Origin of the sequence: Cupriavidus metallidurans CH34, assembly GCF_000196015.1 — a bacterium.
Classification (GTDB): Bacteria; Pseudomonadota; Gammaproteobacteria; order Burkholderiales; family Burkholderiaceae; genus Cupriavidus; species Cupriavidus metallidurans.
In genome coordinates, this window is sequence record NC_007973.1 from 2,701,478 (window position 1) to 2,720,275 (window position 18,798).

The window sequence follows — 18,798 nt, forward strand, 5'->3', positions numbered from 1 at the left end:
CTCCCGAATACCCCTTTGCGGGATGCGACGCACCACTCAGCAGTAGTAGACTTACGCCTTGTCGCCCACGACGCCTGCACCTGGCCGGAAGCGCACTCTCGTTGCCCGGTCACGCGCGAATGCCCGCGGGTTCCGCGGCGGACGCCCGCCTGCCTTCGTGGCGACACGCGACCAGCACCCGGTGACGCGCCGGGCCGCTCCATACCCTGGAGACCCAAGCGCCACCGACCGGTTACCCCCTCTTTTCGTTTGGAGACTTACTCATGGCTAAAGCCCCAATGCGCGTCGCAGTCACCGGCGCCGCTGGCCAGATCGGCTATTCCCTGCTGTTCCGCATCGCCAACGGCGACATGCTCGGCAAAGACCAGCCGGTCATCCTCCAACTGCTCGATCTCCCGCAAGCCCAGGCCGCCGTCAAGGGCGTGGTGATGGAACTGGAAGACTGCGCGTTCCCGCTGCTGGCCGGCGTGGTCATTACCGACGACCCCAAGGTCGCCTTCAAGGATGCCGACGTTGCCCTGCTGGTGGGCGCGCGTCCGCGTAGCAAGGGTATGGAACGCAAGGACCTGCTCGAAGCCAACGCCCAGATCTTCACGGTGCAAGGCAAGGCCCTGGACGAAGTGGCCAGCCGCGACGTCAAGGTGCTGGTGGTCGGCAACCCGGCCAACACCAACGCCTACATCGCCATGAAGTCGGCGCCGAACCTGAAGCGCGAGAACTTCACTGCCATGCTGCGCCTGGACCACAACCGTGCCCTGTCGCAAATCGCCGCCAAGACCGGCAAGCCGGTGTCGTCGATCGAGAAGATGTTCGTCTGGGGCAACCACAGCCCGACGATGTACGCCGACTACCGCTACGCCACCGTCGACGGCAAGAGCGTCAAGGACATGATCAACGATCCGGTGTGGAACAACGACGTGTTCCTGCCGACCGTTGGCAAGCGCGGCGCTGCCATCATCGAAGCCCGTGGCCTGTCGTCGGCCGCTTCGGCTGCCAACGCCGCCATCGACCACGTGCACGACTGGGTGCTGGGCTCGAACGGCAAGGTCGTTACGATGGGCATCCCGTCGAACGGTGAATACGGTATTCCGAACGATGTGATGTTCGGCTACCCGGTCACCACGGCCAACGGCAAGTACGAAATCGTCAAGGGTCTGGAAATTGACGCGTACAGCCAGGAGAAGATCAACATCACGCTCAAGGAACTGGAAGAAGAGCGTGCCGGCGTGCAACACCTGCTGGGCTGATCCTCCGCGAGCCAACCCGCTCATGAAAGACCGGGGTTCCGCATCGATTCTCGAAAATCGGCGCGGACCCCGGTTTTTCTTTTGGGCGCGTAAATCCCACTTTTGAATAACCCTACATTTTCTCCGTATTTAACGTGCATCCATCCGAGGTCTTGTTCCAGGGCGAAGCCATTCCGGTGCAACTGCCGGTATGTGACCACTATGCCGGTAGCGAAAAGCTCATGCGCAAATCGCTTGCCCTGCAGCAAGCGCTCGGGCCAGTGTTCGATATCACGTTCGACTGCGAGGACGGCGCGGCGGTCGGGCTCGAACGCGAGCACGCCACGCTGTGCGCGCAACTGATCAACAGCGCCGAAAATGCGCACAACCGTGTGGGCGTGCGCATCCACGATCCGGCGCACCCGTGCTGGCGCGAAGACGTCGACATCCTGGTGAGGACCGCCGGCGCCCGACTGGCCTATGTCGTGGTCCCGAAAGTAACCGACGTGGTGGAAGTGGCCCGTGTGACCGATCACGTGAACCAGGTAGCGCGCGCGTCCGGCATCGCCCGCCACATCCCAATACACGTGCTGATTGAGACACATTCGGCGCTCGAGCAAGTCTTCGACATCGCCTCGCTCGTGCAGGTGGAGTGCCTGAGCTTCGGGCTGATGGATTTTGTCTCGGCGCACCACGGCGCGATTCCGGGCGAGGCCATGCGCTCGCCCGAACAGTTCGAGCATCCGCTGATCCGCCGGGCCATGCTCGAGATTTCGGCAGCCTGCCACCGCCATGGCAAAGTACCGTCACACAATGTCAGCACCGATGTGCAGAACCCCCAACGCTCGGGCGACGACGCATACCGGGCGCGCGCCGAGTTCGGCTATCTGCGTAAATGGAGCATCCATCCGGGCCAGATCGAGCCGATTGTGTCGGCCTTCCGCCCCGGGGACAGCGAAATCGGCGCAGCAAGCCAGATCCTGCTTGCGGCGCACGAGAACAACTGGGCGCCGATCCGCCACGACGGCCAGCTCCATGACCGCGCAAGCTATCGCTATTACTGGTCGCTGCTGCAGCGTGCCCATGCCACCGGCACGAAACTGCCCTCGCCGGTGACGGAGTTGTTCTTCGACTGACACCAGTCCGAAGCACGCGGACTGCTCATTTTTACCTTGAAGTGGCCGATGACAAACCGTCCGCGAACAATTGTGTAACCAATGACTGACGGGCTTCGCCCCGTGGGGCAAATCGTAGAGAATAGCGGCGGAAAGTTGTAGCCGGAGCGCCCCCCCGGTGCTCCCCAGCGGACCGTACGACAAATAGCCGCTTTTGATTATTCAGAAAACCGGAAGGAAGACACAATGAAACACATCGTGCTGGCCGCCTGCCTTGGCGCCCTGACCCTGACATCCGCCGGCGCCGCGCTGGCCCAGGAACCGGCCAAGAAGCCGGCCGCTACCAAGAAGACGGCCTCGAAGAAGACCACCAAGAAGACCGAGGCAGCCGCCCCGGTTGAAGCTCCGGCCGGCGAAAAGTGGCAATGCGAACTGGGCCATGCGCTCTACATCACCGGCAACATGCAGCGTGACGAGGTGATCGGCGTGAACTGGGAAGGCAAGGTCTATCGCCTGCCGCGCCAGAACACCGTGACCGGCGCCGACCGCTACTTCGACCAGCGCACCGGCATGGACCTGGTGGTGATCCCGAGCAAGGCCATGCTGTTCAACCGGAACCTCGGTCAGCGTCTGGCGGACGAATGCCAGACGGCAGACATGCAGGCCGGCGGCTCCGCGCCGACCGTTGCCGGCGCACTGCGCGCCCCGGTGACCACGCCGCTGCTGGTGGCTCCGTCGCAACCGGCCCAGCCGGCAGATGCGCAACCCGCATCCGCACAATCCGCACCGAAGCAATAATTCCGCAGTAAAGTCCTGTTTTACCTTTGCCTGACCCGCTCGGGGTCAGGCCGAGTCGTGGTAACGGTGCGCGTCCGGTCCCGCCGGCCGCGCCGCTTGCATGGCGGCGGAACCCAATCGCGCACCGGGGTCTTAAGAATAAGAATGTTCAAAAGCGTCCCGCGTCACCCTTCGATTGGAGTCAGGCAATGCCCCACAATCTCAATAACACCCTGAAAGAATTCAAGCTCGGCACTGGCGGCCGCGGTCAGTACTATTCCCTGCCCCAGCTGGGCAAGGCCCTGGGCGTGAAGATCGAACGCCTGCCGGTGTCGATTCGTGTGGTCCTGGAATCCGTGCTGCGCAACTGCGACGGCAAGAAGGTGACCGAGGAACACGTCCGCCAACTGGCTAACTGGAAGCCGAACGCCGAGCGCGTGGATGAAATCCCGTTCGTCGTGGCCCGCGTGGTGCTGCAGGACTTCACGGGCGTGCCGCTGCTGGCCGACCTGGCTGCCATGCGCAACGTGGCCGAGAAGATGGGCAAGAACCCGAAGAAGATCGAGCCACTGGTTCCCGTGGACCTGGTGGTCGACCACTCGGTGCAGATCGACCACTTCCGCGAAAAGAACGCCCTGGACCTGAACATGCAACTGGAGTTCAAGCGCAATAACGAGCGCTACCAGTTCATGAAGTGGGGGATGCAGGCATTCGACACCTTTGGCGTGGTGCAGCCCGGCTTCGGCATCGTGCACCAGGTCAACCTGGAATATCTGGCGCGCGGCGTGCACAAGAAGGATGGCGTCTATTATCCGGACACCCTCGTCGGCACCGATTCCCACACCACGATGATCAACGGCATTGGCGTGGTCGGCTGGGGCGTGGGCGGTATCGAAGCCGAAGCCGGCATGCTGGGCCAGCCGGTCTACTTCCTGACCCCGGACGTGGTGGGCGTGGAACTGAAGGGCCGGTTGCGCGAAGGCGTGACCGCCACCGATCTGGTGCTGACCATCACCGAGATGCTGCGTCGCGAAAAGGTCGTCGGCAAGTTCGTGGAATTCTTCGGCGAAGGCACGGCCAGCCTGACCACGCCGGACCGCGCCACTATCGGCAACATGGCGCCCGAGTACGGCGCGACGATGGGCTTCTTCCCGGTCGACGAGAAGACGATCGACTATTTCCGTGGCACAGGCCGCACCGACGAGGAAATCGCCGCGTTCGAGGGCTACTTCCGCGCCCAGGGAATGTTCGGCGTTCCGCGCGCTGGCGAGATCGACTACAGCAAGACGTTGACGCTGGACCTGGGCACCGTGGCCCCGTCACTGGCCGGCCCGAAGCGCCCGCAGGACCGTATCGAGATCGGTCACGTCAAGGAAACGTTCAAGTCGCTGTTTGCCAAGCCAGTGGCCGAGAACGGCTTCAACAAGGACGTCGCCGACCTGGACCGCGAGTACACGAACGCCGACGGCGTGAAGGTGCACAACGGCGATGTGCTGATTGCCGCGATCACGTCGTGCACGAACACGTCGAACCCCAGCGTGCTGCTGGCCGCCGGCCTGCTGGCCAAGAAGGCCGTGGAAGCCGGCCTGAAGGTCGCGCCCCACATCAAGACGTCGCTGGCCCCTGGCAGCCGCGTGGTCACGGAATACCTGAAGGCCGCCGGCCTGCTGCCGTACCTGGACAAGCTCGGCTTCGGCGTCACCGCGTACGGCTGCACCACCTGTATCGGTAACGCCGGCGACCTGACCCAGGCGCTCAACGACACGATCGTGCAGAACGACATCGTGGCCGCCGCCGTACTGTCGGGCAACCGCAACTTCGAAGCCCGGATCCACCCGAACATCCGCGCCAACTTCCTGGCATCGCCGCCGCTGGTGGTGGCTTACGCCATCGCCGGCAACGTCACGCGCGACCTGATGACCGAGCCGGTGGGCAAGGGCAAGGGTGGCAAGGACATCTGGCTGGGCGACATCTGGCCGACGTCGGAAGAAATCCATGCGCTGCTGAAGTACGCGATGGACGCCAAGACGTTCAAGGGCAACTACGAGCAGGTCAGGAAGCCGAGCAAGCTGTGGGCAGCGATCAAGGGCACGAAGGGCCAGGTCTACGACTGGCCGAAATCGACCTACATCGCCGAGCCGCCGTTCTTCCAGGACTTCGCGCTCGAGCCGAGCGGCGAGGCCGTGACCGTCCGTGGCGCCCGCGCCCTGGGTGTGTTCGGCGACTCCGTGACGACCGACCATATCTCCCCGGCCGGTTCGATCAAGGACACCTCCCCTGCCGGCAAGTACCTGCTGTCGCATGGCGTGCTCAAGGCCGACTTCAACAGCTACGGCTCGCGCCGCGGCAACCATGAGGTGATGATGCGCGGCACGTTCGCCAACGTGCGCATCAAGAACCTGATGATCCCGGCCAAGGCCGACGGCTCCCGCGTGGAAGGTGGCATCACGCTGCACCAGCCCACCGGTGAAGAATTGTCGATCTATGACGCCGCGATGAAGTACATCGCCGAAGGCACGCCCACAGTGGTGTTCGGTGGCGAAGAGTACGGCACGGGCTCGTCGCGCGACTGGGCGGCCAAGGGCACCCAGCTGCTGGGCGTGAAGGCCGTGATCGCACGCAGCTTCGAGCGTATCCACCGTTCGAACCTGGTGGGCATGGGCGTGCTGCCGCTGCAGTTCAAGGGCAACGACAGCGTGCAGTCGCTCGGCATCGTCGGCAACGAAACCTTCGACGTGGAAGGCATCGAAGGCGACCTGAAGCCGCAGCAGGACGTGACGCTGGTCATCCACCGCGCCAACGGCGACACGCAACGCGTACCGGTGCTGCTCCGCATCGACACGCCGATCGAGGTCGACTACTACAACCACGGCGGCATCCTGCCGTTCGTGCTGCGTCAACTGCTGGCCGCCTGATTCGCCAGCTGCTGACCGAAACCGCCGTCCCGGCTTGCAAAGCGGGGCGGCGGTTTTGTTTTGTTTTTGCGGGTAATCCCCACCCCGTCGCGTAAGTTTTGCGCAAGCCTGCACTGCCAGACTCGTCCCACACGGATTCAGCGTGACTTATACAAAGACAAAGACGGAGACATCACATGGTGAAGATTCTGATCGCTTTCGTAGTCGTGGCGGGCGCCTGCCTGTACTTGCTGACCAAGGGCGGCGGCGAGGTTTCGATGGCCGGCGAGTCGCACAGCACCGAATCGCACGCACCGGCGGCCCAAAAGTAATCCAACAATGCAAACAACAGCCTGATTGAGGGTTCGCGAGGACTGCACCCGCCTGCGCAACGAGTAGAATACCGTTTTACGAAAAACGGACGTTCTCTACATATATGGCAGGTTTTCGCCCCAAGTCTTCCGCCAGACTCTCTCCTGACGCCGAACGGCTGGTGGCCGACGCGCTCGCCCTGGATGCATCGGGCAGCCGCATGGAGGACGGGTATTGGGAGCGTCGGCTGTCGCAGCGGCTCCATCGCCTGCTGAAAAACGGCAGCCAGACCGCGCTCGACGCCGCGCTCGAACACCTGTTCAAGCACAACGCCGATGCGTCCGACGTGCTGGCCGAACAGGCCGAGACCCTGGCCGAATCGGCCACTATCGAAGTCGACGGCGCCAAGCTGGATGTGCTGCTGATCGCGGCACCGATCCTGGCCCATACACGCTACGCAATTCCGTCGGGCGCGCTGAAGCCGGAACTGGCCCAGACGCTGGCCGTGCATCTGCAGGCGCATGTGCTGGCCACCGGCACCAAGGTGGCGCTGTCGCCGTACCTCTACAGCATCGACCAGCTGCCGCGCAGCCATAGCGACACCTTCGCGCTGACCCACAAGCTGGCTACTGCCGCACTGGCCGGGACCATGCCGAAGGTGGACCTGCGCGATCTGCCCGAAACCGCGCCGATCCTGGCCGACCCGCGCTACCTGCTGGCCGTGGTGGTGGCCCCGCACGAAGGTGCGCTGTTCCGCTGGCAAGAGGATGCCAAGGAACACCACGCCGAGCGTTCGGTGTGCCTGGAACAGTGGCGCCAGCAGGTGCAGCCGACCGTCGCGCTGCTGCTGCCCGGCTGCGAGTTCGAACTGTTGCTGCCGGATGCCTTCTTCCTGTCGTGCCGCGAATCGGACAAGAGCATCCGTCCGCTGACCGTGCGCGCCGCCGTGAACTACCTGTGCGGCACGCTCGATGTGCCGGCCGGCCAACTGGCTGCCGTGGTGGCCGGGTTCGGCGAGGAAGTGGTTGAGGAATATCGCGTCGGCTTCACGATGCGTGGCGAGAAGGAAGTGATCTACGGCATCGTCTGGCCTGTCTATGGCCGCGAAGCTGGCGAGGCCGATGCCGAGGAAAAGGGCAATCCGGTCGAGCAGATCTGCGAGGAGCTGCGCAACGCCGGTGTCGAGGACATCTTCCGCCATGCGGCGCTGTTCGATCCGGAATATTGCGAGGATTGCGGCACCCCGCTCTACGCGGACCGCTCCGGCGAAATCGTCCACGCGGAACTGCCCGAGGACGCGCCGACGCAACAGCCGCTGTTCCACTGACCGCGCAGTCCGAAAATGAAAAACCCGCCAGATCTGGCGGGTTTTTCATTTCATCCGACGCTCATCGAACGCTCATCGAACACTCACGCAGCGCCACAAGCCATGCCCTGACGCCGCGTACTTGCGCTCGAACGGCGTCATTGATGCCTCCGGCTGCCACGATTCGGTTTGCGTCGGACGCCCCACCATCGTCAGCGCGGCCGCGAACTCGTCGATGTAGATCTTCCAGTTGCTGCGGCATTCGAGATAGTCACCGCACGCCGCCAGTGCGGGAAATACGGCGTGTCCATGCCAGCGCCGGCTCAAATGGCCAATCTTGGGCCACGGGTTCGGATACAGCACATAGTGCCGCGTGACCCGCACACCCGCGCTCTGCACCAACCGCCAGAAATCGACCAGATCCGCGCGCGCCCAATGGAAGTTTTCGGGCAGGGGTGCATCCCACCAATCCTTGCCGGCCGTCAGGCGCTTTTCCGATTGATCCACACCAATGACATAGTGATCCGGAAATGCCGTAGCGAGACGCAACGTGCTTTCCCCGACACCGCAGCCCGCATCGAGAATCAGCGGCGCGCTGCCCGCCCGCTGCCATGCGTCGATGGCCGCGTCGAACGCGTGCTGGCTCGGCGCGCCAATCGGCTTGCGGAATGGCTCGGCCAGATGACGCTCCACCAGCGCGGCCAGATGCTCATGGATATCGGACTGTGCCGACGAAATTGTGCGGGAATTGGCAAACATGGCCGCGATTGTACTGGGTCTGCAACGATGTATAGTTACCGGCACAATATGGCCGAACACCGTACGAGGAGCCCACCGATGATCCGCCGCACGCTGCTGCAAGCATCCCTTTCGATTGCGTTGAGCGCCACCGCGCTCACGCTTTTGCCCGCCCAGGCGGCTCATGCCGAAGACCTGCGCATCGGCCTGGCCGCCGACGTGACGTCCATGGACCCGCACTGGAACAACTCGGGCCCGAACAACGCCATCGCACTCCATATCTTCGAGTCGCTCGTATTCATGGACAAGAACGCGCGCTACATTCCCGGCCTCGCGCTATCGTGGAAGCCACTCAACGCGATCACGTGGGAGATCAAGCTTCGCCCGAACGTGAAATGGCATGACGGCTCGCCGTTCACGAGCGAGGACGTCAAGGCGTCACTGGAGCGCCCCGAGAAGCTGACCAACGCGCCGGGGTCGTTCACCAGCTACACCAAGCCGATCGCCCGCATCGACACGCCCGACCCGCTGACCGTGCGCCTGACCATGAGCGTGCCGAATTATGCGAACCTGGCCAATGATCTGAACAGCGTGCCGATCATGCCGAAGAAGATTGCCGCGAATCTGACCCAGGCCGATTTCGATTCGGGCAAGGCGATGATCGGCACGGGTCCGTTCAAGTTCGTGCGCTTCGCGCGCGGCCAGGAAATCGTGATGACGAAGAATCCCGACTACTGGGGGCCAAAGCCCGAATGGGACCGCGCAATCTTCCGGATCCTGACCGACAATGGCGCGCGCTCGGCCGCCCTGCTTGCCGGCGATGTGGACGTGATCGAAAGCGTGCCATCCGCCGACGTGGCGAAGCTCAAGCAGAACCCGAAGTTCAAGATCGAGCAGACGGTGTCGTGGCGCACGATCTTCTGGCAGATGGACCAGTCACGCGACAACCCGCCGTTCGTCACGGACAAGGCAGGCAAGCCGCTCGGCAAGAATCCTTTCAAGGACGCGCGCGTGCGCGCGGCGATCAGCAAGGCCCTCAACCGCGACGCCATTGTCAGCCGCATCATGGAAGGCTTGGCGGTGCCGGCCTCGTCGATCGTCTCGCCGCAGATCTTCGGCCATCCTGGCACCAAGCCGGACGCCTATGACGTGGAAGGTGCGAAGAAGCTGCTGGCCGCCGCAGGCTATCCGGACGGCTTCGGCCTCACGCTGCACGCCACGAACAATCGCTATCTGAATGACGCCCAGGTTGCGCAGGCCACGGCCGGGATGCTGACGCGTATCGGCATCCAGACCAAGGTTGAGACGCTGCCCGTTGCCACGTACTTCACGCGCGCGCGCCAGGGGGAATTTGCATTCGAGATGCTAGGCTGGGGATCGGCCGCTGCCGACGTGGCGCTACGCTCGATCACGGGCACCCCGAACCCGAAGACCGGCTACGGCACGTGGAACTGGGGCAAGTACAGCAATCCGCAGCTTGATCAGCTGATCGAGAAATCGCTGACGACGATCTCCAGCGACAAGGCCCGCGAGGAGAATGCCCGCGCGGCGGCCAAGTTCGCGCTGGCCGACCACGCGATCATCCCGTCGCACAGCCAGCTTGCAATGTGGGCGATGCGCAAGGGCCTGCGCTATGAGGCGCGCACCGACGAGTGGTCGCTGGCGCAGTTCTTCCATAAGGAATGATGCTGGCCTGGCTCCCCTCTCCCACCTGGTGGGAGAGGGGATAAAGCGCGACGTCAGATCGCCAGCCGCTCTTCCTGCCGCGCATTCGCCGCGCGCAGCTTCTTCACCCAGTCCTTCGCCGGCAGCTTCGTGGTGGCCTCCACCACTTCCGCCCTCGCCTCCAGCGTTTCCCAAGACACGTCGATCGCCGGCCCGTTGAACGCCAGCGCGATGATGTTGCCGTCATGCACTTCGGGGAACACCAGCACGCGATTGTCGAACGCGTCGCAGATACGCACGATGTTCTTCGGGAAACTCTCGTGGTCTCCGAACAGGTTGATCGTCATCACGCCAGGCGCCTTGAGCACGCGACGGCAGGCACGATAGAACGCCGTGGTATCGAGGACCGGGCCACGCGCGGTGGCGTCGTACAGGTCGACCTGCAACGCGTCGATCGACGCTGTCTGCGCGCCATCCATCACGAAGTCCCATGCATCCTGCTCGCGCACGGACAGGCGCGCATCGTCCTCGCGCAGGCCGAACATGCTGCGGCCGGCCACGATCACGGCGGGATTCAACTCGACGGCCGTTACCTTCGCACGGGCGAATTGGCGATGGCAGAACTTGGTCAGCGCGGCGGCGCCCAGGCCCAGTTGCGCCACGTGGAAATCCGCAGCCGACGGCGACAGGAACAGCAGCCAGGCCATCATCTGCTGGGCGTACTCGAGTTCGATGGCATCGGGCTTGCGCAGGCGCATCGCGCCCTGCACCCACTCGGTGCCGAAATGGAGATAGCGCACGCCATCCATTTCCGAGAACGTCACCGGCGCGAAGCGCGGCGTCATGCGCTTCTCGCCGGCATTGTCGACATCGCCGGCGTCGCCGGACAGCTTCCTGCGCGAGGTTTCACGTTCGCCGCGCGCGGGGCGGCGCGAGGCCACGGCCTCGATAGATTTGCGTTTCAAAAGCGTCATGGAGGAATACAACGCGCTCAAGGCGCGGATCATTGGCCCAGCGCGACCTGCGCGCGCTGGAGCCATTCGCGATTGTGCTCGCGGGCGTGACGCGGCCAGTGGCGCGCGTCGTGAACAATTTCCGAGTACAGCGACTTGGCGCGCTCACGGTCGGCTGCATCACCCTGGCGGGAAAGCCAGTCGGCATACAGACAGCGCGGCGCGGCATCGCTGGCGCAGGTCAGCGAGCGCTCGAAGGCGTCGCGCGTGCCGGGCGCATCGAGCGCGGACAGCGCACGCGCGTAAAGCAATGCGGGTTCGGCCTGGTCCCGCGCCTGCGGATGCGCGGCAAACAGCTTCTCAAGCGTCGCCTGCGCATCGGCATGGCGGCCCGTGGCGACCTGGGCGCGCGCCAGCCCCTCAAGCAATGCCGGATCGGACGCAAACGGGCCGTTGGCCGCGGCCTGATAGTGCTCGAGCGCCTCGGCCGCGTTGCCCACTTCCAGCAAGGCAGCACCCAGGCGCATGCGGTGATCGACAGTCGGCGCCCGGTCGAATGCCTCGCGCGCTTCGCGTACGGCCCGGTTCGGATCGACGATCTGCTTGATCGCCCGCGACGCTGCCCGCGCCCCGCGCGAGTCGCGCAGGCTAGGCAAATAAACTGCGAAGAAATAGACGATGCTGCCTAGGCCCGGGAACAGGAATAGCAGCAGCAACCAGTACATGTTCTGGTGGGTGCGAACGGCGTGCACGGCGAAGAAAATCGCCACGATCACGTGCAGGCCGATGCCGCCGATACCGAGATTGGACATATCAAATCAATCCTGAAGAAGAACGACCAGAAGAATGCATGGCCGCGATTGTGACAGATGCCGAAGGAAGCCAGTAGGACAGCGGCGATGGCACTAAAGTTTTGCCAGCGCCGGCCGATCAACGGATTGGCTCTCTTCCGATCGGAAACCAGAACATGACGTCCATCACCAGCGTTACACCACAAGTCTTCACCGCCAGTGGCGCCGCAGTCACCACTTCGGCGTCGCAGGACGGCACGGACAGCACGGGCAAGGCCAGCGCACAGGATTCCAGCGCGTCGGCAAACGGCCGGGTAAACGGCGCCGCATTCAGCGGCAAGGCTGGCGGCGCCGGCGGCGCTGCGGCTGCCGGCGGCACGGACAGCTCCAGCAGCAGCGACACCGAATCGGCGGTCATCAAGGCGATCAAGCAGCAGATCGAAACGCTTCAGAAACTGCTGGCCACCCAGATGCAGCAGCTCCAGGCCGCGCAGAACGCCAAGACCGACGAAAGGACCAAGGCGAGCACCGTCGCTACCCTGCAGGGCGCCGTGTCCTCCACCAACGCCGCGCTGTCGCAGGCGTACGCCAAGCTGGCCGAGGCCATGCAGCAAGAGAGTGGCTCGAGCACCGGCGGTGTGGTCAATACGACGGCCTGAGGGGTTCTTCCGCTTCTAGCCGCCAAGCAGCTTCCGGTCAAAAATTGTCGCCTGGCTGGGTATCGCCCGGCAGGCGACAACTGCCCTCCACTCAGCGCAGCAAAGATCATATGTAACAGCCCTTGAACTTCATTTAACCAATGAGTTAAATGAGCGCATGTCCAATTCCAACGACCCGCTCTCCTCGGTTTTCGCCGCCCTGGCCGACCCCACCCGTCGCGCGATTCTTGCGCGGCTGGCGGAAGGTGAAGCCCCTGTGAGCGAACTCGCCCGTCCGTTCGACATGTCGGCCCCGGCCATCTCCAAGCACCTGCGTGTGCTGGCCGATGCCGGGCTGATCGAGCGGGAAGTCAACGCGCGTTGGCGCATCTGTCACTTGCGCCCCGGTGCGCTTCGCGACGCGCATGGCTGGCTGGAAACGTATCGGCGGCATTGGGAGGACAACCTCGACAGGCTCGTCGCCTTTGTCGAGCAGGCGCATACAGTCACCGATGACAAGGGGTTCAAGTCATGACCGAAGCAGCTACGTTTCATCTGGAGATGACCCGCCAGATTCGCGCGCCGCGCGAACGGGTCTTCGATGCGTTCACGGACCAGGCGGCGCTCGCGGCCTGGCATTGCCCGCGCGGCATGCGCGTGCTGGAAGCCAGCGCCGATGCACGGGTCGGCGGGCGCTATCGGCTTGTGATGGGCAGCCGTGACGGGTCGCAGCACATGGTCGGCGGCGAGTACCAGAAGATCGACCGCGCCAATTTCCTGGCCTACACCTGGCAGTGGGAAGGTGGCGAGTTGCCAGAGGGCACCCGCACACTGATCGAGGTGACCCTGACTGACAAGGACGGCGGCACGCTCCTGCACATGCGTCACAGCGGCTTCCCGGACACCGCCACACGCGATGCACACACCAGCGGCTGGCAATCGGTATTCAACCGCCTGAGCGACTATGTGGATGCCGAAGGCAGCGCGGGTACCGTCACCGTCTATGGCGATGGCCGCAGCACCTATGTCCGCACCGTGCGCATGGCGCTGGCGGAGAAGGGCATTGCGTACAAGCTCGATCCTCTGACGCCGCGGGACCCCGAATTGCTGAAGCACAACCCGTTCGGCCGCATTCCGGCCTTCACCGACGGTCCGCTGGAGTTCTTCGAGACACGCGCCATCCTGAGCTATATTGAGGAAGCATTCGATGGCCCAAGCCTGATCTCGCAGGCCGGCCCCACGGCCCGCGCACGCTGCGAGCAATGGATCAGCCTCATCAACTGCCACGCGTATGACGCCATGGTGCGCCGCTACGTGCTGCAGTACGTCTTCCCGAGTGGCGAGAACGGCCAGCCTGACCGCAAGACGATCGACGCCGCCCTGCCCGACATCGCCAAACAGCTCGATGCGCTCGAGCATGCCTATGGCGGTCGCGATTTCCTGGCGGGCAACACGCTGACGATGGCCGATCTGTTCTTCGCCCCGATCGTGGAGTACCTGGGACGCTTTCCGGAAAGCGCCGCGATGCTGGAATCACGCCCGAACATCCGGCGGGCTCACGCAGCAATGCGGGCACGGCCCAGCTACGCGGCCACACAGCCGAACTTCGGCTAACCAGAGCCCCGACAGCGGGCAGCGGGAGGCGCCGGCCTCCCGCTACCCCCGTTCGTCAGTTGTTCTCAGGCCGTTTTGGCTGAGACGCTGCGCCAACTGACTTGCGCACCTTCGCCACCTGCTCCGCGCTTACCGGCGGCGCCTGATTCCCCCAACTCGTCCGCACGAACGTCAGCACATCGGCGATATCCCGATCCGTCAGACGCTTGGCGAATCCGGGCATCCCGTAGTGCGTCGGGCCGGTCTTCGTCCACGGCATCTCACCACCCATCAGGACGATGTGGATCAGCGACGTTGGATCGTTGCTGTTCACGGTTGAGCTGAGCGCGATCCTCGGGAACGTACTCTCGTAGCCACTGCCACTCGTGCGATGACATGCTGCGCAGTTGTCGACAAAAGTCAGCGCGCCGTTGCTGCGATCCGTTCCGGCACGCAGCTTGTCCGTCGCACTGGCGTTCGCCGTCAACACGGCCGCACTGGGATTCACTGAGGTCAGCGTCTTCAGGTATGCCGCAATCGCCGTCAGGTCAGCATCGTTCACGTGCTGCATGCTGTTCTCGACCACTTCCGACATGCCGCCGAATGCCGCCGAATGCTTAGTGCGCCCGCTCTTCAGAAACGCGAAGATCTCGTCCTGCGTCCACGTGCCGAGACCATCCTTCTGGTCGCCGCGTAGGTTCTTCGCCAGGAAGTTATCGATCACGCCCCCCGAGAGATAGGTCTTGCCGTCATCGCTCAGTGCCTTCTCCTGCAATCCCCAGCCACGAGGCGTGTGACAAGCGCCGCAGTGCGCGAGCCCCTCCACCAGATAGCGGCCGCGCGCCACCGGGTCATTGGATACCGGTGGGTCGTCGGTGGCCACCTCCGGGGCGAAAGCCATGCGCCAGAAACGCAGTGGCCAGCGCATCGACAGCGGCCACGGAATATCGGTCGCCTTGTTGGCCCGCTCGATTGGCTGCACACCATGCATGAAGTACGCGTATAGCGCCTGCATGTCGGACGGCTTGACCTTCGCATACGAGGCATAGGGCATGGCCGGGTACAGCGTGGAGCCGTCCCTGGCGATGCCGTGGCGCACGGCGCGATCGAAATCGTCGTAGCTGAACTTGCCGATGCCGGAGCTTTTGTCCGGCGTGATATTGGTCGAATAGATCCGGCCAATCGGCGATTCGATGCCAAGACCGCCTGCGAACGGCTTCCCGTTCTTCGCCGTGTGACACGCCGCGCAGTCGGCCACCGTCGCGAGATAGCGGCCTCGTTCGACCAATTGCGCATCGGCGCCCGACACTGGCGCGGCAGTTGCCGAATCGCCCTGCCGGTCATCGGCGAACGCACCGATGGTCCACGCCGACGCCGCCAGCAGCGCCGACGCCGCCACCATCATTGTTGCTTTCTTGCTTGCTTTCATGGCCATCACCTCAAGCCTGAACCAGCGGCGCCGGGTGCTTCAAGTACTGCTCGCGGATAGCCTTCGCGGAGTGATAGGCAAGCGCGGCTACCAGACCGGTCGGGTTGTAGCCCATGTTCTGCGGGAACGCCGAGGCGCCCATGACGAACACGTTGTGTACATCCCAGCTCTGCAGATACTTGTTGACCACGCTGGTCTCGGGCGACGATCCCATCACGGCGCCGCCTGTCGTGTGCGTGGACTGATAGACGCGCGTGTCGTAGTGCTGGCCCTTCTTGCGGATGGCCTTGTAGTACGCCTCGGGCTTCATCGCCTTGGCCACCTCTTCCATGCGGGTGCCCATGTAATCCAGCATGGCGTACTCGTTGTCGTGCCAGTCGAAGGTCATGCGCATCAGCGGCAGGCCGTTGGCGTCGCGGTACGTCGGATCGAGATCGAGGTACGCATCGCGATACGGCATGACCGAGCCCGAAATGCCGATCGTCATATAGCGCTGGTACGCATCGACCACTCCCGCCTTCCACTTGCTGCCCCACGCTGGCGTGCCGGGGACAGTCGGCGTCTGCTTGATGGGCCGGCCGCCATAACGTATATGGCGAATACTCGCCCCGCCGAGAAAGCCGAGCGGACCATGATCGAACTGGTCGCCATTCAGGTCATCCAGCCCTACCCCGCCGGCACCCGTCCCGATGAACGGATTAAGCAGCGTGCCCTTGGGCAGCATCACGTTGACCGCGCCGTTCATCTGATACGCGTAGTTGCGGCCAACGACACCCTTGCCGGTTTTCGGGTCATACGGCGTGCCGATGCCGGAGAGCAACAGCAGACGCACGTTGTGCAACTGGTACGCCGCGACGATCACGAGATCGGCGGGTTGCTCGACCTCTCGCCCCTGGGCGTCGATGTACAGCACGCCGGTCGCGCGCTTCTTGTCGGAATCGAGCAGGATCCTGGTGACTTGCGCCTTCGTGCGCAACTCGAAGTTGGGTTTCTTCAGCAGGACCGGCAGGATCGTCGTCTGCGGTGACGCCTTCGAATACATGTAGCAGCCGAAGTCCTCGCAGAAGCCGCAGAAATTGCACGGCCCAAGGCGCACGCCGTAGGGGTTCGTATAGGGCTCGGACGTATTCGCCGCCGGTGCCGGGTACGGGTGGAAGCCCGCCTCGCGCGCGGCCTTTTCGAACAATTGCGCGCCGAGCGAATTCTTCAGCGCCGGGGTCGGGTACTCGCTCGACCGGTGGCCTTCGAGCGGATTGCCGCCCGGCTGGATCTTGCCATTCAGGTTGCCGGCCGTGCCCGAGGTGCCAAACACTTTCTCTGCGAAGTCGAAGTGTGGCTCGAGTTCGTCGTACGTGACACCGAAGTCCTGCACCTGCATCCCTTCGGGAATGAACTTCTTGCCATAGCGATCCACGTAGCGGCTGCGCAACTGCAGTTCTTCCGGCAGGACGCGATAGTGCATCCCGTTCCAGTGAAAGCCCGCGCCACCCACGCCATTGCCAAGCAGGAACGAGCCGTTTTGCCGATACGGCACCGCCAGGTCATCCACGCCGTGACGGATCGTGACCGTCTCCCGGGAGAGATCCTGAAACAGCTCTCCGCGCACGACGTACTTCAGTTCGTCGACGACTTTCGGATACTCGGCATCGGTCGGGGTATCGCGCATCGCGCCACGTTCGAGCGCCACGACGTCGAGCCCCGCGTCGGTCAGCTCCTGGGCGAGAATCGCGCCAGTCCAGCCGAGACCGATCACCACGCAATCGACCTTGTCCTTCTTGATCGCCATGCTTATCCCCTCCGTCCGTCGATCGACACCGGACCATAGGGATACTTCACCCCTGGCTGATCGATCCAGTCCGCGAAATCCGCCCGTGCGCCGGGGAAACCGACCATCTTCCAGCCCACCATGCCCTTGTTGCCGCCGTAGATCGGATCGGCAAAGAAACCCTCTTTCGTGTTGTTCAGCAGATAGGAGAAGAACGTCCTGGCCGGTACCGCATCGAACGAGATCTTGGCGTGCTCCATCTGGCCAAGCACGCTTTCCTGGTCTTCCTTGGAGAGATCGGCAAATGCCTTGCCGCCATACTGTTTCTTGCAGTATTCGTCGCAAGCCTTCACGCCGAGACGATATATGTCGCGCGGTGCGAGATTCATCTGGAAGCCAAGCTCTGCGGGCACATCGGGATGAAATGGCCCCTGTATGTACCAGAGCTTGCCGTGCCCGTAGGGCGTGTCCATCTGTCGGTCGATATATTCCGGAACGCCCGCTTTAAGCCCACCTGGCCCCAGTTCATCCTCCGGAATCAGCCGGTCGACCGCCGCCTGTACGAATTTCCATTCGCCGGCGGTGAAATAGTTGGGCTTGTAGGGCCCGACATTTCCGGCATTTGCAGATTGCGGTCCGGGAGACTCCGAGCACGCGGATTGTGATATCGCGGCACCTGTCGCAACGGATGCAGCGGGCACGACTGCCAGCATCTGCCGAAAAAATCGGCGACGCGGTTCTTGTTCCTGGGACATGGTCGTCTTCTCGTGTGGGGTACTTCGTAATGCCTTGGGGAAAAAAACGAAACACGTGGTGGAGCCTTGCACCATTAAAGAAACGGTCATGCCTGGGCGAGCATGACCGAATCATTGACTTATCAATTGAATATGATAGTCAATGATTCGACCGAGGATTCTGAATATTTCCAGTAGGCGAATTGATTTTTTTGAATTGGGTGCCCGATTTGCGTTGCATCAAATCGAGGTCTCGCCTACGTACGAGCGCGTGTGCCAACCATGCGCCCGAGATGCGCACGGCCGTACGGCAGAATTCAGCGTCGACGGATCAGTCGAGCCAGTCGCGCAGGCTCTCCCAGGCCTTGCGTTTTTCCGCATAGGCCAGCGTGTAAGCCGGGCTGCTCGATGGCAATCGCAGGATCGCATGGCGATCGCCATGGTCCGCAAGCGTCTTCTCGCCGATCTTCGCGGCGGTGCCGCCATTGAATGCGATGGCCTTGAGCGTCGGCAGCGTCGCGATCAGGCCGATCAGATCGTTGCCCTGATGGTCGCGGATGCTGCTATCGAGGCTGCCCTCGCGCCGTGCCTCGGCCACAACGTCCCACAGGCCAACACGATGGTCGAGCAGTGCCTGCAGCCTTGCTTCGTACTCGAGGCCGACCAGATCGACGCCAAGCACATCGCTCATCAAATGCCAGAAACGATTCTGCTTGTGCGCGTAATAGCGTGACTGCGCGAGAGAGACTTCGCCCGGCAGGCTGCCGAGCACAAGCACGCGAGTGTGAATGTCGACGACCGGAGGAAAGCAGCGCTTGGTGGTCATCGGGAAGGGGTATTGGAAGCGTGAAAGTCCTGCCCT

17 protein-coding genes are annotated in these 18,798 nt (G+C 63.3%); 10 read left to right on the forward strand and 7 right to left on the reverse strand.

The window, feature by feature from the left end; translation table 11 throughout:
• The first annotated feature begins 263 nt into the window (after window positions 1–263).
• From RMET_RS12485 to RMET_RS12505, 6 genes are all read left to right on the forward strand, one after another.
• The gene (locus RMET_RS12485) at window positions 264–1,247 is read left to right on the forward strand and encodes a malate dehydrogenase (RefSeq protein ID WP_008649349.1); all 984 of its coding nucleotides are present in this window, start codon (window positions 264–266) and stop codon (window positions 1,245–1,247) included.
• Between the two features lie 134 nt (window positions 1,248–1,381).
• A complete protein-coding gene (locus RMET_RS12490; protein WP_011517069.1) occupies window positions 1,382–2,362 on the forward strand; it encodes an HpcH/HpaI aldolase/citrate lyase family protein in 981 nt (326 codons plus the stop codon).
• Window positions 2,363–2,587: 225 nt separating this feature from the next.
• Window positions 2,588–3,139 (forward strand): hypothetical protein, encoded by a 552-nt coding sequence (locus tag RMET_RS12495; RefSeq protein ID WP_011517070.1) that lies wholly within the window; start codon window positions 2,588–2,590, stop codon window positions 3,137–3,139.
• 188 nt (window positions 3,140–3,327) lie between these two features.
• Window positions 3,328–6,033, forward strand: coding sequence for an aconitate hydratase AcnA (acnA, locus tag RMET_RS12500; RefSeq protein WP_011517071.1), 2,706 nt, complete (start codon window positions 3,328–3,330; stop codon window positions 6,031–6,033).
• Window positions 6,034–6,209: 176 nt separating this feature from the next.
• Window positions 6,210–6,344, forward strand: a complete 135-nt coding sequence (locus tag RMET_RS34370) for a hypothetical protein (RefSeq protein ID WP_008649342.1) — start codon at window positions 6,210–6,212, stop codon at window positions 6,342–6,344.
• Window positions 6,345–6,448: 104 nt separating this feature from the next.
• Window positions 6,449–7,651, forward strand: a complete 1,203-nt coding sequence (locus RMET_RS12505; protein ID WP_008649341.1) for a DUF2863 family protein — start codon at window positions 6,449–6,451, stop codon at window positions 7,649–7,651.
• A 72-nt stretch (window positions 7,652–7,723) separates the two neighbouring features.
• On the opposite strand, the gene trmB is transcribed toward RMET_RS12505, so the two are convergent.
• A complete protein-coding gene (trmB, locus tag RMET_RS12510) occupies window positions 7,724–8,389 on the reverse strand; it encodes a tRNA (guanine(46)-N(7))-methyltransferase TrmB (RefSeq protein ID WP_029310025.1) in 666 nt (221 codons plus the stop codon).
• 78 nt (window positions 8,390–8,467) lie between these two features.
• On the opposite strand from trmB, the gene RMET_RS12515 reads away from it, so the two are divergent.
• Window positions 8,468–10,054 (forward strand): ABC transporter substrate-binding protein, encoded by a 1,587-nt coding sequence (locus RMET_RS12515; protein ID WP_049799751.1) that lies wholly within the window; start codon window positions 8,468–8,470, stop codon window positions 10,052–10,054.
• A 53-nt stretch (window positions 10,055–10,107) separates the two neighbouring features.
• Here the strand turns inward: RMET_RS12515 and RMET_RS12520 are convergent, their stop codons facing one another.
• Both RMET_RS12520 and RMET_RS12525 read right to left on the reverse strand, forming a co-directional pair.
• Window positions 10,108–11,007, reverse strand: coding sequence for a class I SAM-dependent methyltransferase (locus tag RMET_RS12520; protein WP_029310024.1), 900 nt, complete (start codon window positions 11,005–11,007; stop codon window positions 10,108–10,110).
• 29 nt (window positions 11,008–11,036) lie between these two features.
• Entirely contained in the window at window positions 11,037–11,798 is a 762-nt protein-coding gene (locus RMET_RS12525) for a tetratricopeptide repeat protein (protein ID WP_011517075.1), read from the reverse strand.
• Between the two features lie 155 nt (window positions 11,799–11,953).
• Here RMET_RS12525 and RMET_RS12530 point away from each other — a divergent pair, with 155 nt between their 5' ends.
• The 3 genes from RMET_RS12530 (at window position 11,954) to RMET_RS12540 (ending at window position 14,029) form a co-directional block, all read left to right on the forward strand.
• Complete coding sequence (locus RMET_RS12530; RefSeq protein WP_011517077.1) at window positions 11,954–12,436, forward strand: hypothetical protein; 483 nt, start codon at window positions 11,954–11,956, stop codon at window positions 12,434–12,436.
• 157 nt (window positions 12,437–12,593) lie between these two features.
• Window positions 12,594–12,950 carry an ArsR/SmtB family transcription factor gene (locus RMET_RS12535; RefSeq protein ID WP_011517078.1) on the forward strand — a complete coding sequence of 119 codons (357 nt, stop codon included), beginning with the start codon at window positions 12,594–12,596 and terminating at the stop codon, window positions 12,948–12,950.
• The gene (locus RMET_RS12540) at window positions 12,947–14,029 is read left to right on the forward strand and encodes an SRPBCC domain-containing protein (RefSeq protein WP_011517079.1); all 1,083 of its coding nucleotides are present in this window, start codon (window positions 12,947–12,949) and stop codon (window positions 14,027–14,029) included. Before RMET_RS12535 ends, RMET_RS12540 begins: the two co-directional genes overlap by 4 nt.
• Window positions 14,030–14,084: 55 nt before the next feature.
• On the opposite strand, the gene RMET_RS12545 is transcribed toward RMET_RS12540, so the two are convergent.
• From RMET_RS12545 to RMET_RS12560, 4 genes are all read right to left on the reverse strand, one after another.
• Window positions 14,085–15,437 carry a c-type cytochrome gene (locus tag RMET_RS12545; RefSeq protein WP_011517080.1) on the reverse strand — a complete coding sequence of 451 codons (1,353 nt, stop codon included), beginning with the start codon at window positions 15,435–15,437 and terminating at the stop codon, window positions 14,085–14,087.
• A 10-nt stretch (window positions 15,438–15,447) separates the two neighbouring features.
• Window positions 15,448–17,223 carry a GMC family oxidoreductase gene (locus tag RMET_RS12550; RefSeq protein ID WP_011517081.1) on the reverse strand — a complete coding sequence of 592 codons (1,776 nt, stop codon included), beginning with the start codon at window positions 17,221–17,223 and terminating at the stop codon, window positions 15,448–15,450.
• Window positions 17,224–17,225: 2 nt separating this feature from the next.
• Complete coding sequence (locus tag RMET_RS12555; protein WP_029310023.1) at window positions 17,226–17,957, reverse strand: gluconate 2-dehydrogenase subunit 3 family protein; 732 nt, start codon at window positions 17,955–17,957, stop codon at window positions 17,226–17,228.
• Between the two features lie 310 nt (window positions 17,958–18,267).
• Window positions 18,268–18,762, reverse strand: coding sequence for a DNA-deoxyinosine glycosylase (locus RMET_RS12560; RefSeq protein ID WP_011517083.1), 495 nt, complete (start codon window positions 18,760–18,762; stop codon window positions 18,268–18,270).
• Between the last annotated feature and the right edge of the window lie 36 nt (window positions 18,763–18,798).